The sequence below is a fragment of the Citrobacter sp. C5_2 genome (genome assembly GCF_014596845.2).
Taxonomy (GTDB): Bacteria; Pseudomonadota; Gammaproteobacteria; order Enterobacterales; family Enterobacteriaceae; genus Citrobacter; species Citrobacter werkmanii.
Genome location: NZ_CP115032.1, coordinates 4,052,016 through 4,066,873 on the forward strand (window position 1 = coordinate 4,052,016; position 14,858 = coordinate 4,066,873).

The following is a 14,858-nucleotide window of genomic DNA, read 5'->3' on the forward strand; positions in this document are numbered from 1 at the left end:
CACCTGTTGACCGGGTGAATGCCCGGTCCTTTTTCGAACCGCGAATACACATCACCATGCCTGAAACCTCTAAAGCTCGTTCCGTCCTGACCGGCATTGTCAAAACGCTGGAAACTGGCCGTGAAAAACCGTTTGTCAGCGTCATTACCCCAACGTGGAACCGCGCCGCTTTCTTACCCTATTTACTGTATATGTTCCGCTACCAGGATTACCCTGCCGACCGCCGGGAGCTGGTGATCCTCGATGATTCCCCGCAAAGCCATCAGTCGGTCATTGACAGGCTGACGCAGAATCACCCGGAGAAATTTAATATTCGTTATATCTATCATCCGGAAAAACTGACGCTGGGCAGAAAGCGGAATATGCTCAATGCGCTGGCGTTAGGTGAATATATTCTGTGTATGGATGACGATGACTATTATCCGGCGGATAAGATCTCTTACACCATCGACATGATGCAACGTCATCGGGCGTTGATTTCGGGTTCCGATCAAATCCCCATCTGGTATAGCCATATCAACCGCTTGTTTAAAAGCCGCAGCTTTGGCCCGCAAAACATTCTCAACGGCACCTTTTGCTACCATCGCAATTATTTGAAAAAGCACCGTTACGATGATGAATGTAACTTAGGCGAAGAAGAAGGATTCACCAATCAATTCACCGTGAATCCACTGCAATTGCCGGGCGAGCGCACCATCATTTGTATCTCGCATAGCCAAAATACGTTCGATAAAGACTTTGTATTGGGAAGCAGCGAGCCGCAGGAAACCACGCTGGCACAGGCGGTTACCGACCCAATGCTAAAAAACTGGTATCAAAGCCTGCATAACGCCACGCATCATCAACCGATCCGCTGGGATTACATTGATCAGGTGGTGATCGTGAATCTGGATTCGCGCCCGGATCGTTTAGCGCACATCCAGCAAGAGCTGTCGTTTCTTAATTTCCCCGCGGAAAAAGTTACCCGACTGGCCGCATCAGTAGCAACCAATGGCCAGATTGGTCGCCGTCAGTCCCATATGCAGGCGCTGCAACTGGCGCAGCGTCAGGGCTGGAAAAACTACCTGTTACTTGAAGATGACAGCGTGATCCTCAAGCAGGAAAAGCATATTCGGGTACTCAATTCGCTCCTGAGCGCGTTACCTAGTTTTCCGTGGGAAGTGGTCATCCTCGGCGGAGAAATTAAGCAAGGCAGCGAACTGAAAAGCCTGCAGGGCATGATCCATGCCCGCGACTGCAATAAAGTTTGCGCCTATCTGGTAAACAGCCGCTATTACCCGACGCTGGCTCAGCAAATGGAGCATGACCTCTCCGACACCCTCGAAGGGCAATGGCAACCGCTGCTACGTGAAGGAAAATGGCTCTCGTGTTATCCGAGCATTTGTTATCAGCGTGCGGGATATAGCGATATCGAAAAGAAAGAAACCGATAACATCGGCTACTACTTCAATAAAATTAATAAAAAACCCGAGACCGTCAACGCGCTGGTAAGCAACTCGCAACCGTCAACTTCCACTCATATCGATGCCATTGGCTTCTATATGGAAACATCGCTGCATTACACGGTGTACCGCCCCATTATTAGCGCGCTTCAGGCGATGGGCCATTCTTGCTCGTTGTTGGTGAGTGACAAAATACACAAGTCGTTTCTGGATGAAATGACAGCGACGATTAAAACCATTAACGACTCCGCGCTGGGCGGAACACGCCTTTCTACGGTCATTGAGCAACGCCAGCGTTTCAAATGTCTGGTAAGCCCCTACTACACGCCGTTGCTAAACGGGCTGGCGGATACCCATGTGCGTGCCATGTATGGCCTGGCGAAAGAAGAGTGGAACCATGCCTGGTGGAACGCTTTTTATCATCGCATCTTGTGCTACAGCCACTATAGCCAGCACGCGCTTGATATTGGCGGCAGTGCAAAAGTGGTCGGCAATCCCCGCTTCGATGAGTGGCACAACCACACTTTTGATAATACGTTGCCAAGCAGCCTGAAGCTCAATGCGAAAAAACAGACCATTCTGTATGCCCCTACCTATGGCGCGCTAAGCTCGCTGCCCCATTGGGCGGAACAGCTCGGTCGCTTAAGCCATGAATATAATATCGTCACTAAATTGCATCATGGCACCCTTCACAGACCGGAGGAAACCGCCTCTCTGGCGCTGGCGCAGCGCTATTTAAAGAACAGACTCGACGACCCACAGCATCTGCTGGCGCTTATTGCACAAGCAGATTACATCCTGACGGACAGCAGCGGCTTTATTTTTGACGCTATTCATATGAATAAACGCGTCATTTTACTGAGCTGGCCAGGTATGGCTTCGCTATTGGATGGACAACAAAGTTTCTCTACCCCTGACAGTGCCGATCAACGTATCCGTGACATTCTCCCGGTGGCTCAGGATATACAGGCGTTACGCAACGCGCTCTCCGACGCGTTTGATTGGGCTGCGCTGGAAACGCCGTTAGCTGAGATTCGCCGTCACTATTGTGATGCATTTATGGATGGTCAGGCGGGGAAACGGGCAGCTCAGGAAATCGTAAGCCTCATCGAGGCGTCGCCCCAACAACACAGCAATACGTTGCTGATAAGCCTGCAACAGAAGTTATTTAGTTGATAACACAGTAATTGTCGCCAGAGATGAATCTATGCCAACGCCTTTAGTGAGTATTATCGTCACCAGTTATAACCACGATGCTTTCCTTGAAGAGGCGCTGGATAGCGTCTTTAACCAGACGTGGAAAAATATCGAAGTGATCATCGTCGATGATGCGTCTACCGATCGGTCTGTTGATATCATTAAAAAATATCAACGGAAATATAATTGCAAAACGATCCTACGCGAAACTAACTATTATTCGCAGAAAAATAAAATTGGTGATAAACCGATCATCGAGGCAATGAATATGGCCTCGGGTAAATATATTGCTGTCGTCGACTCTGATGATCTTATCGTCCGCACCAAAATCTCCCATCAGGTTAATCTTCTCGAGAAAAATCCACATTGCGTCATGTGCTATAGCGCCATTGAGGTCATCATGCCTGATGGCTCGCGTTTTCCCTACAGCGACATATTCCTTGATGGCGATGTTTTTCATCATCTTCTGGTATCTGGCAATCTCAGTCTTTATATCGGATCGTTAATCCGCCGCGAGGCGTATCTGAAGTTAGAACGCTCCGATCCTGAACTGGTACAGGAAGACTGGGATATGTTTCTGAAACTTTCCCGCCAGGGGCATTTTATTTCATCCCGACGTTTAGTGGCTTACTACCGTCGCCATGACAACAACACCTGGTACAGAAAAGATAACAGCAAATTAATGTACCAAAACCGGATGATGATCCTTAATCAGTGGAAACATGAAGACGCCTGGGTAGACGCGATGAACAGCCGCTGGAAGCAGTATGCTCATCCCGACCATACGCTGATCAAAGAAGATATTGACGAACTGCTGCTTAAACAGCCAACCGACCCCTTGCTACATTTCCAGGGGTTTATCGTGGCCATTCACCATAAAGACGTCAGCAAAGCACAATATCATATTGTTCAGGCCATCATCTATTGTGATAGTCGCCTGGAAATATTACCTCAATTATATTTTGCCGCGTTAAAAAGTATTACTGATAAGAAGATCAGAAGCACGCTCCTTACCAGTCTGAAAACCAGACTGCCAGAACACTATCAACAGATTAGTGAAAATTTTCCTCAGGACCCTCAGCAATGAAACAAGCAGATCATAACCTTATTACGGTCACCAAACCTTTCTTGCCTCCGCTCGAGGAGTTTATGCCGTATCTGCAAGAGATTTGGTCAAGTAAGCAGTTAACCAATAATGGCGTCATGCATCAACTGTTAGAGGAAAGGTTAGCGTCTTACTTGAACGTCCCTTATATCTCGCTGTTTTGTAATGCGACTATCGCGTTAATTGCTGCAATGCAAACGCTGAGAATTAAAGGCGAGGTCATTACCACCCCTTATTCTTTTGTTGCCACGACTCATAGCATTCTCTGGAACCAATTAACGCCAGTATTTGTTGATATTGAACCACACAGCTTTAATATCAACCCGCACCTGATTGAGTCGGCCATTACCCCGAAAACAGGGTTAATTATGCCGGTGCATGTCTACGGCCAAAGCTGTAACACCACTGAAATAGAAAAAATTTCCAATAATTATGGTATTCCCGTCATTTATGATGCGGCACATGCTTTTGCTGTAGAAGATTGCGGCGGAAGCATTCTACGTCATGGCGATCTTTCGGTCCTCAGCTTCCATGCAACAAAAGTGTTCAATACTTTTGAGGGTGGCGCCATCGTCAGTTACGATAAAAAAACAAAACAACGGATCGATTACCTGAAAAACTTTGGTATTGCTGACGAGTTAACCGTTGTCGCGCCAGGCATCAATGGAAAAATGAATGAAATCCAGTCGGCTTTTGGTCTCTTGCAATTAAATTATATTGATGAGGCGATAGCCAGGCGCCAAAAAATCGATCGCTGTTATCGAGAGCAACTCGCCAATACGCAAGGGATCGTTATACCTGACAGCAATGCCAATCTTAAGAGTAACTACAGTTATTTTCCGATCCTGGTGCGCCCCGACTATAAAATGTCGCGAGACGCGTTATACGATCATCTCAAAAAACATAACATTTTAACACGGCGTTATTTCTACCCGCTGCTGTCGAATCTTAACATGTACAAAAACATGTCTGGCGCCAATAAAGAGACGCTGCCCGTGGCGAACCAAATCGCCGAACAGGTGCTGTGTCTGCCGATTTATCCTGATATGACCCCCGAAGAACTCAGCACTATTATTGAGCTCATAACAGCATGATCAATGTACTTATCTTCCCTGCAGGGACCGAAATTGGCAGAGAAATTTACCTGTCTCTTCGATACGAAAAAAACGTAAATCTGGTTTTAGCCGGGGCGGATTACGATAGCCATGCCCGTCATTACACCAGCGAGTACCATATCGTACCTGACGTTACGCATTGCAATTGGTTACCCACATTGCAGGCATTAGTGCTGCAAGAAAAAATTGATTACATTTTCCCGGCACATGATGAAGCCCTTCTTGCCTTATCTGAAAACCGGGACGCGCTTTCCGCCACGGTACTCTGCCCATCGCAAGAAACCTGCCAGATTACGCGTTTTAAAAGTAAAACATATCAGGCTCTCACACAGTCAATTCCCACCCCGCAGATCTTTAACGACGTTACTGAGATAGAGCAATGGCCCGTTTTTGTTAAACCAGATCGCGGTCAGGGTGCGCAGGGAGCAGCGCGTGTTGATACCCCAGCCATGCTGGCATCATTACAGGCAGAAAGAGATGATCTGATTGTTTGTGAATATTTAAGTGGGGAAGAGTTTACGGTTGATTGTTTTTCCGATCGCGCTCAGGGATTACTGTTTTGCCAACCTCGCATACGCTCACGTATACGTGCCGGTATTGCAATGACCTCAACCTTAGTGAGTCTGCCGGAAGTGGACGCTTACGCTCGCGCTATTTCGCAGCAATTGCAGCTCTACGGCGCATGGTTTTTTCAGTTGAAGCGTTCTGCCTCAGGTACTTTGACATTACTGGAAGTCGCGCCGCGTATTGCAGGCACAATGGCGCTTAATCGTGCCAATGGCGTTAATTTCGCCATGCTGACGTTGTACGAAAGTATGCGTGTAAACGTTAAATTGCACCCGCTCAGTAAAAACCTGCAAATTACACGTAGCTTAACGAATCACTATACGCATAATTTCACGTTTCGACATGTCTACATCGACTACGATGATACCGTCGTCATCAAAGATAAACTCTGCGTGCCTGTCTTCACTTTTCTCTGCCAATGTCTGAATCGCGGGATAAAAATTCATCTCATTACGCGTCATGCCGGTGACATTTATGCTGAACTGGCGAAACGGCGGATTAACAATTTCTTTGACACCATTACCCACTTGGGTAAAAACGATAAGAAAAGTGATTATATTGACGAGGCCGACGCCATATTTATCGACGACAGTTTCTCTGAACGACAGGAAGTTAATTCGGTCACCGACCTCCCTGTCTTCGACATCAGCATGCTCGAACTATTAATATGTGAATAACATGAAGAAAAATATTATATTTTTGCATCTCGAAAGTCTCAATCACACGATCTTTAACAATCGCCAGTGGTTTCCTTTTACGAATAAAATTTATAACCAGTCGCTACGACTCAATAATTTCATTTCTACTGCCACCTCCTCACTGATGGCATTTAGCGATCTCTTGCATGGTGATGACAATACGTTAGAACATAACACCCATCTCGAAGAAAACATCTCCATCCATCGTCACGGCCCCGCGCTTTTCGACGTTTTAAAGCAGCACGGATACACCGCTGCTGGTATGGGGTATCCCAAAAACTGGGCAAATGTGGATACCATCTGGAGTGAAACGGATACTTTTAATTGGTATGACAGCGCGAAAATAATGCAGGCTGAAATGCAGCAGGTCATTTCCCGCCCGGAGCCCTTCGCGCTCTATCTGTGGAACCTCAGTAGTCATCTGTGTTATTACGATGATATCAAAAGAGGGGGCAGTAACAGCCTCGAACGCTGGCAGCGTGGCTACCAAAGTATGGATTTAATGGTCGGTCAGACCATTAAGATGTTGATGGAAAACAAAAAGCTTGATAATACAATGATTATCGCCTTTGGCGATCATGGCGATGACTTTTGGGGGCACGGATTTAATGGCGGTTATACGCATGGTATTGAACCCTACACGCCATTAGTTCATACCCCAGCATTTATTTTCTGTCCAGGCATGAAAGCCGTTGATTTAAACCATATGGTCAGTATGGTCGATATCTATAATACAGTACTGACCTTACTTGATATTACACCTGCTGAAGGTATTGAAAAACAAGCTTTCGCATTAACGCCACAACGCCGTTTTTGTTACAGTCGTAATCTATTTGCACAACAGAAAAGTCAGTATGGCGGAAGTCCACTCAAGAAAGGGTATGCCATCACTTCCGAACACTTTCACTTAATGAAGGTCGATAATCAGCTAAAGATGTTTTTATGGAAGGCTGACCCGGCAAATCATTTTGATATATTACCCTTAATTAAATATAAGAAATCAGGAGAAGCTTACCTTGATCTTGATAAAGCACATCGGCAACGTACTGGCGGCATTCATCCGCATATGCAGCATTTTTTCTCAGCCGACATGGTACCGTTGATTGTGCAACATATTGATGATATGAAATTACAGCTGGATGTGTGGATAAAAAATAAAAACAAGATGAAACCGGAAGAATAACCCAGTCCACGAATTTTTTATTTGTATCCCTTCACCACCTCAATAATCGAGGTGGTGGATATCGATGGTGTTCTGGGAAAATAGACCACTTCGCACAGGTACGACAAACTATCAAAGCGTCCTGCCCAGTCATCGCCCATCACCAGCGTATCAGCGTTAAACTGGCGAATATAATCTGCTTTTTTCTCCAGCGACTCTTCGAGAAACACGCTGTCCACGCATTTCAACCCGGCAACAATTCCCATGCGATCGCTTTGGCTATAAACCGGCATCCGGCCTTTTTTATGCATATTTAGCGCATCTGAGGAGACGCCGACAATCAGCCGCTCACCCAACTGCCCGGCGCGTTCAAGAATACGCAGATGCCCAATATGAAAAACATCAAATGTGCCGAAAGTAATGATCGTTTTCATACCAGTCCCAGCGTCTTCTGTCTTAGCCAACATTGCGCGGCGATTTCATCTACGGCTTTTTGCTCTTTTACCTGCGCCTCATTGCTCAGCGCGTAACGCTTATCTGCCAACGTAATGGCGACAATTTTCTCTTCACAAGCCGCGGCGACCAGATTTTTTTGAATACGCTGCTCTTTGATTTTAGCCAGCGTTTTTTCCTGTTCCTGCCAGGCAATAACCGTGCGTAGCGTGCCTTTGTATCCGGTCACGTTTTTGAGTGATTCAACCGAAGGCGCCTCAACGCCGGTGCCAGTTTTTTGAATAAGGTAACCCAGCGCTTTGATGTTATTGTCAAAGCCGGTACAGACCTGCTGCTGTTTAGCCAACTGGATCGTCATGTCTTTGACTGATTTATCCCGCAGGCGCTGCAACTGCGCCAGGGTATCAATAATTTGCCGCATGATTATTTACCTTCCGTTTTCTTTGCCTGGGGGAAAAGGGCCTGTAAACGACTTTGCACCAGTTCAAGTGACGCGGGTTCACTTACCTCCTGACGCAGGAAACGCTCAATGGCGGGGAACACTTTGACGGCTTTATCAACGCTGGGATCGGCTCCGGCAACATAGCCCCCCAACGGGATCAGCGGCTTAATTTCCATATAGGCGGCATAGTTTTGTTTCAGCAGACGGGCCGATTGCTGATGCTCGTAGGGCGTAACCTGGGTCATGCATCGACTGATCGACTGCCCAATATCAATGGCTGGATAATGCCCGGCTTCCGCCAGCTTACGGGTCAGTACGATATGCCCATCCAACACCGCGCGCGCGCAGTCAACGATTGGATCCTGTTGGTCGTCCCCTTCCGCCAGCACCGTGTAAATGGCGGTCATTGACCCTTCACTTTCACTGTTGCCGGCGCTTTCCACAAGCTTAGGGATCATACCGAACGCCGAGGGCGGATAGCCTTTCGTCGCCGGAGGTTCTCCCAATGACAACGCGATCTCGCGCTGCGCCATGGCATAACGGGTTAACGAATCCACCAGCAATAAAACGTGATGCCCACGATCGCGAAACCAGGCGGCGATAGAGTGGCACAGCTCGGTGGCTTTCAAACGCATCAACGGCGACTCATCCGCCGGAGCCGCCACGATAATGGATTTTGCCAACCCTTCCGCGCCCAGCGAGTGATCGATAAACTCTTTCACCTCGCGGCCACGCTCGCCAATTAACCCCACCACCACGATGTCGGCCTTGGTCTGGCGGGTGATCATCCCCAGCAGCACACTTTTTCCCACGCCGCTGCCAGCCATCAACCCCACGCGCTGGCCTTTGCCGATAGTTAATAACCCGTTGATTGCTTTTACACCAACATCCAGCGGTTGGTTCACCGACCGACGCGTAAGGGGGTTGATAGACGGCGCCTGAGGTGGCAGCACGTCATTGCCGGTCAGACGGCCTTTGGCATCCAGCGGTTCGCCCAGGCCATTGACCACCCGCCCCAGCCAGCTTTCGCTGATCAGGATCTCCTGGGCTTTTTCTTCGGGGAATACGCGCGCCCCCGCCATCAGTCCGACGGGGTGTTTGAAGGGCATCAGGTAGGTGATATCACGATTAAATCCCACCGCCTGCGCGTCGATCAGCGTATGGTTTGCACTTTCAACACGGCACAACTGGCCGGTTACCAACGGGCAGCCCACGCTCTCCAGCAAAATACCGTTCACGCGAACCAGTCGCCCGGCAACCCGGGCTAAAGGAATCGACTCAATAGAACGCAGCGCGTTGTCGAAGCTGGAAAGATCACTCACCCGTCGGCTCCGGCAGCAGCGACTCTTTAAGAGCCGACATACATTGCTCGAGGCGATGCTCGCAGCCAATATCCAGCTCGGATTTATCGGTAATCACCCGACACTCGCCCGCCTGCAGATCGGGAGAGGGAGTCAGTCCCCAGGCAGTGACCTTCTCAGGCGCGACATCTTTGATGCGGTTAAATTCTTCGTTACTTAGCAGCACCTGTAGCGACTCAGGCATCGCCGGAAAGGCCGAAATTGCCTCTTCGACCAGCGATAATAGCTGCGTCGGTTGCAGCGCCAGCTCACAGCGAATCACCTGGCGGGTCACCTTTTCAACCAGCTGCAACAGGTCTTCCCGCTGTTTACGCTGGACGTGCGCCAGATAGTCATTCACTTTGCCGGAGATAGCCTCCAGCGGCTGGGCGGCGCGTTCAAACTGCTTGCGCCCTTCCTGCTGTCCGGCCAGGCTGCCTTCAGTGTATCCCTGACGACGACCTTCATCGTGCCCCTTCTGATGACCTTCCTGAAAACCCTGCTCCTGGCCTTCGGTCATCCCCTGCTCAAAACCTTTTTGCAGCCCTTCCTGGAAGCCGTCCATCAGTTGGCGCTGATAATCCGCCGGAGTAATCCCCGGCGTGAGCTGTTCAGCCTGTAGATGGCGCTGGCGAGGAGGAAAACGATGCAGCCGGTAACGACCACGAATGGTTTCAATCGCCATAGGTTACTCCGCCGTCTGTTCAGCAAACAGCTGTAGCTGTATTTCACCCGCTTCCTCAAGCTCGCGGGCAATTCCCATGATTTCACGGCGTATCTGTTCAATACGGCTCACCGGAACCGGACCAAGACGTGAGGTTATCGCCTCCAGTTGTTGTACCTGACGCTTAGGCATCACGGCATAAATCGAACGGCGTAACAGCGCTTCAGTACCTTTCAGCGCCACCGCCCAATCTTCCATCGGTACTTCGTCCAGCAGACGACGACGCACTTCGTCAGTTTGGCGGCTCAGAATAAAGAAGTCGTACATTTCATCCTGCAACTGTTCGAGCACATTTTCATCGCGTTCGCGCAGCTGATCGAGAATCACCTGTTGATTTCCCTGGAAGCGGTTCACGATATCCGCAGCCTGCTTGATCCCTTTCACTTTCGAGCCATGTTCAGAAAGCACCGACAGCCCACGCTCAATCAAACGATCCAGCTCATCCACCACGTCCCTGTTCACATCGTTCAGTTTAGCTACGCGATAGAGGATCTCGTTTTGCACTGACTCATTCATGTAAGACAGTACCGTGGCCGAGATTTCTGGCGTCAGGAAGGCAAGAAATACGGCCTGTAGCTGCAAATGCTCTTCTGAGATCAGTATCGCCAACTGGCGCGGCTCCACCCACTGTAAACGCGCCATCCGCGAACGGATCTCATCGCCATAAATACCGTTGATCACGCTGCTGGCGATTTCTGTGCCCAGCGCTTTATTGAGGATCCCTTGCAGCATGGAACGCGATGCGCCGTTGATACCGCTTTGTTCGCGGAATTCATCAAAAAAGTTATTGATCACTTTTTTAGCTATGCTGGTTTTTACCCCAGACAGACGCGCCATGTTTTCACTCAGGCGAACCACCTCTTCGCGGCTGAGTTTTTGCATCACCGTGGCTGCCGCCTCCTCGCCCAGACACAGCAATAAAATTGCGGCCTGTTCCAGATAGCTATTGTTGCTGCCGTTATTTATTGTCAATTCGCTCATTGCTGGTAATCCATTGTCTGAGAACTTCAGCTACGCGATCGGTGTCGCTCATCGCCAGTTTTTGCAGGAACTCCAGCTTCACTTCCAGACCGGAGCTCTGCGAAGGCAGGCTATCGTCACCAGGGAAAGAAGGCAGTTCGATATTTTTACGTTCATCTTCAGCGGCCGCAAAATGGGGTTTGTCCGCAGGAATCGCGATCGGTGCGGCGTCCAGCGCCAGCTCTGGCGCCGACGTCCGGCGACGTTCGGCGGTCAACCGTTTCATGACCGGGCGAACAACAAACAGCAGCAACAGCAGAGCCAGCAGACCGCAACCAATCAGACGCACCCAGGCCAGAATGTCGTCATCCTTCCAAAAGGGGACCACCGGCTCGACGGGGATCGACTGCGGCACAAAATTAAGCAGCGATAAAGACAGATTGTCTCCACGCCTGGCATCAATCCCGGCGGCGTTATTCAACAGCGCCGTCAATTGCGTGGTTTGCTCCGGTTTCCAGTTCTTCAACGCAGGCGCGCTCTGGTTAAGTACCACAGCCACATTTAAACGTTTAATGTCGAAACCGGGATGCTGGATATGTTCAACGCTACGGTCCCAGGAGTAGTCGCGTTTGTTCTCGCTATGCTTTGACAACGCAGCGGGCTGGTTAGATTCCTCTGGCGCGCTTCCATTGGCGCCATTCGTCACTTGATTTGCCGCCACTGGAGGACGATTACTCAGCGAACCGGGGATCCCCATGGCGATTTGGCTGGTATCGCTATCGAGTACCGTCTCTTCACGGTTAACTTTTGGCGTGTCGCCGTAATGCTCCTGGGTTTCGTCGATATTGCTCAGATCGAGATCCGGCATCACGCTCACCCGGTAGTTGCCAGTGCCGACCAGCGAGTCGAGAACATTTGCGAGGCTGGCGCGGGTCTTATCCTGAATATCTTTGAGGATCTGGTCGCGCTTACGCGTCGCCGCAGAAACCGCTTCACCCGCGCCAATACCGTCGGACAATAAATTCCCCGCCTGGTCGACAACGCTGACCTGCGAAGCTTTCAAATCAGGCACGCTGCCGGACACCAGGTGCACGATAGCATTCACCTGGTCCAGATCCAGCTTGCTGCCATAATGCAGACGCACCACCACCGAGGCGCTGTTTTGCGGTTCGTCGCTGACGACAAAGGAACTCTCTTCATTCAGCGCCAGATGCACTCGGGCGCTCTCGACGGCGTCCAGCGTCATGATGCTCTGCGCCAGTTCGCCTTCCAGACTCCGCTTGTAGCGAACGTTTTGCACAAACTGACTGGCGCCCAGCACTTCATCTTTATCCATCAGTTCATAGCCGCTGGGCAGCATGGCCTGAACGCCTTTCGCCGCCAGCGTCATTCGCGTTTTGGACAAGGCCTCTTCCGGAACCAGAATTTGTCCGCTTTGCGGATCGATCCGGTATTCCAGCTTTTCACCATCCAGCACGGTGACGATCTGCGAAACCGGGATATTCTCCTGGCTACCGTACAGCGAAACATAGCCGTGGTTGCCATTCCATAGCACGCTGACAATAATGGCGGTAGCCGCAACAGCCGCTGCTGCCAGTAACGCCAGACGTTTATTACCATCCAGCCTGAAAGAGAAGGATGGTAAAAACTGAGTAACTTTTTTTATTAGTTCATTCATAGCGTTAGACTGACATGCTCATCAGGTCATTGAATCCGGAAGCGACTTTATTGCGTACCTGCACCAGCGCGGAAAACGATAACGATGCCTGCTGGCTGGCGATCATCGCCCCCGCCAGGTCGTCGCTTTTCCCCATCTCAATGGCCGTTTGTTTTTGTTCCGCAACCTGCTGGAACCGATCAACATGATTCAGCGCCCCTTGCATAACGCGGTCGAACGAAACCGGAGATGATGCCTGCTGGGCGTTAACCTGCATCGGTGAAAGGACGGGCGCTTGCGCGACCGCTTTCATCTGCTGCATGTCCTGCATCATTTGCGTCTGCATCGTACTGGCTGGGGCTATCGTATTTATGCTCATGACCTACTCTTAAAATTAGAAAAGCGTTCTCGGTACCACAGACTGATTCAGGAAAAGATCTCTATTCCCTGTTTTCGCATTGATGCCAGACGATAACGAAGCGCACGTGGGGTGATTCCTAATAAATCAGCGATTTTGGTTTTATTACCCTGATATTTGCGCATCAGGTCAGCGATATATTGATACTGCGCGCTACGACCATGCTGGCCCAGATTGGCGCTGGTGGTGATTTGCGCGCTGGGTTTAGGTTGCCATTGCGGCTCGCTCCAGGAATCGGACTCAATAGATGGCAGACCTAACGTATCTGGATAAATAACGCCATCACGATTAAGGATCATTCCTCGTTGAATCGCGTTCTCCAGTTGGCGTACGTTACCCGGCCACGCATAGCTGAGTAATGCCCGGCGTGACGATTCAGAAAGCTTGATATTTTTTACCAGCACCGTGGAGTATTTTTTAATAAAGGATTCCGCCAATGGGATAATATCTTCCATACGCTCGCGCAAGGGCGGCATCGTCAACGGAATCACTGACATGCGATAATAGAGATCTTCTCTGAATCGTCCTGCCGCAACCTCTTCTTCAAGGTTTTTATTGGTGCAGGCAATTAAACGAAAATTTAATTTGATGAGACGGTTACTGCCTAAACGCTCAACCTGTTGTTCCTGTAATACGCGCAGTATCTTGGCCTGTAGCGCCAACGGCATATCACCGATTTCATCCAATAACAATGTACCGTTATTAGCTAATTCCATCTTTCCCGGTACGGTGGCCACTGCCCCGGTAAACGCCCCTTTATCATAACCAAAGAGCGTGGCTTCCAGCATATTTTCAGGAATAGCAGCGCAATTCACACCGATATAAGGCGCCGACGCCTCCTGCGCAAATGCAATCGAGTGGATAAATTTGGCGATACATTCTTTACCCGTACCGGTTTCGCCATGGATAAGTACTGGAACATTAAAAGCAGCAATACGTCTTGCCATTGAAAAAACGTTAATGCTGGAGGCTGCTTCGGCAATAAGTTCAAACATGATTATTTACACTTAGAAGTAAAGTTAACATCCGTTACGAGAAATATACAAATCATTCCAAAGCACAATCATCGAATAATAGATATCACCCGTGCCATGTCTTAATCCCATCCTTGCTCATGTTTTACCGCCCTTTCACAGGGCAGCCCTATCGGAGACTATTTTCAAATAGGGTTTTTCCTAAAAAAATACTATCACCGGTATCATTAACAATCTTAAATTAAAAGATAATAAAAATATTATTCCTTGAAAAACAATCAACTACAAGAAAATCCGCATGAAAAACAGACAACAAGATAACCCTACGCAGCAACAGACTGTAGGCGGGCAACATCACGGATATGTAATTAATTATTTTTTAATTATAGTTCATCACCATTAATAACTTGCAGAAGGGAGGGGTAAAATATCTAATATCCAGCCCTGGATCAGTGAAGAGCCCAGGTACTGCATTTCATATCTAATGGACTTCAACACTATGAGAATAGCGTCAAGGATGAGTAATAAATTAAATGGATTTGTATTTTCTTTGATAACCGCGGGATTTGATATCAACTCATCCGCCCCAGAAATTACAGCTGAG

General features: G+C 49.1%; 13 protein-coding genes. 5 read left to right on the forward strand and 8 right to left on the reverse strand.

What is annotated here, in order from left to right; genetic code table 11:
* The first annotated feature begins 56 nt into the window (after window positions 1-56).
* The 5 genes from ICA20_RS19805 to ICA20_RS19825 are packed head-to-tail and all read left to right on the forward strand — an operon-like array spanning window position 57 to window position 7,307.
* A complete protein-coding gene (locus ICA20_RS19805) occupies window positions 57-2,618 on the forward strand; it encodes a glycosyltransferase (RefSeq protein WP_038637611.1) in 2,562 nt (853 codons plus the stop codon).
* A gap of 31 nt (window positions 2,619-2,649) precedes the next feature.
* A complete protein-coding gene (locus ICA20_RS19810; RefSeq protein WP_038637608.1) occupies window positions 2,650-3,726 on the forward strand; it encodes a glycosyltransferase in 1,077 nt (358 codons plus the stop codon).
* On the forward strand, window positions 3,723-4,838 hold the full coding sequence (locus ICA20_RS19815) for a DegT/DnrJ/EryC1/StrS family aminotransferase (protein ID WP_038637606.1): 1,116 nt from the start codon (window positions 3,723-3,725) through the stop codon (window positions 4,836-4,838). The genes ICA20_RS19810 and ICA20_RS19815 overlap by 4 nt, the downstream gene beginning before the upstream one ends.
* Window positions 4,835-6,103, forward strand: a complete 1,269-nt coding sequence (locus ICA20_RS19820) for an ATP-grasp domain-containing protein (protein WP_038637603.1) — start codon at window positions 4,835-4,837, stop codon at window positions 6,101-6,103. Before ICA20_RS19815 ends, ICA20_RS19820 begins: the two co-directional genes overlap by 4 nt.
* Window position 6,104: 1 nt before the next feature.
* Window positions 6,105-7,307, forward strand: a complete 1,203-nt coding sequence (locus ICA20_RS19825) for a sulfatase-like hydrolase/transferase (protein WP_038637600.1) — start codon at window positions 6,105-6,107, stop codon at window positions 7,305-7,307.
* Between the two features lie 17 nt (window positions 7,308-7,324).
* On the opposite strand, the gene ICA20_RS19830 is transcribed toward ICA20_RS19825, so the two are convergent.
* From ICA20_RS19830 to ICA20_RS19865, 8 genes are read right to left on the reverse strand one after another with little or no spacing between them, the layout of a single operon-like run.
* A complete protein-coding gene (locus ICA20_RS19830; RefSeq protein WP_038637597.1) occupies window positions 7,325-7,720 on the reverse strand; it encodes an adenylyltransferase/cytidyltransferase family protein in 396 nt (131 codons plus the stop codon).
* Window positions 7,717-8,160 carry a flagellar export protein FliJ gene (gene fliJ / locus ICA20_RS19835; protein WP_038637594.1) on the reverse strand — a complete coding sequence of 148 codons (444 nt, stop codon included), beginning with the start codon at window positions 8,158-8,160 and terminating at the stop codon, window positions 7,717-7,719. Before fliJ ends, ICA20_RS19830 begins: the two co-directional genes overlap by 4 nt.
* Window positions 8,161-8,162: 2 nt before the next feature.
* Window positions 8,163-9,503 carry a flagellar protein export ATPase FliI gene (fliI, locus tag ICA20_RS19840; RefSeq protein ID WP_038637588.1) on the reverse strand — a complete coding sequence of 447 codons (1,341 nt, stop codon included), beginning with the start codon at window positions 9,501-9,503 and terminating at the stop codon, window positions 8,163-8,165.
* Window positions 9,496-10,206 (reverse strand): flagellar assembly protein FliH, encoded by a 711-nt coding sequence (gene fliH, locus ICA20_RS19845; RefSeq protein WP_038637585.1) that lies wholly within the window; start codon window positions 10,204-10,206, stop codon window positions 9,496-9,498. Before fliH ends, fliI begins: the two co-directional genes overlap by 8 nt.
* 3 nt (window positions 10,207-10,209) lie before the next feature.
* A complete protein-coding gene (locus ICA20_RS19850) occupies window positions 10,210-11,226 on the reverse strand; it encodes a flagellar motor switch protein FliG (RefSeq protein WP_038637583.1) in 1,017 nt (338 codons plus the stop codon).
* Window positions 11,204-12,883 carry a flagellar basal-body MS-ring/collar protein FliF gene (gene fliF, locus ICA20_RS19855; RefSeq protein WP_038637580.1) on the reverse strand — a complete coding sequence of 560 codons (1,680 nt, stop codon included), beginning with the start codon at window positions 12,881-12,883 and terminating at the stop codon, window positions 11,204-11,206. The genes ICA20_RS19850 and fliF overlap by 23 nt, the downstream gene beginning before the upstream one ends.
* 4 nt (window positions 12,884-12,887) lie before the next feature.
* Entirely contained in the window at window positions 12,888-13,241 is a 354-nt protein-coding gene (locus tag ICA20_RS19860; RefSeq protein WP_038637576.1) for a flagellar hook-basal body complex protein FliE, read from the reverse strand.
* A 47-nt stretch (window positions 13,242-13,288) separates the two neighbouring features.
* Window positions 13,289-14,275: a sigma-54 dependent transcriptional regulator gene (locus ICA20_RS19865; RefSeq protein WP_038637572.1), complete on the reverse strand. Its 987-nt coding sequence runs from the start codon at window positions 14,273-14,275 to the stop codon at window positions 13,289-13,291.
* Window positions 14,276-14,858: the final 583 nt, after the last annotated feature.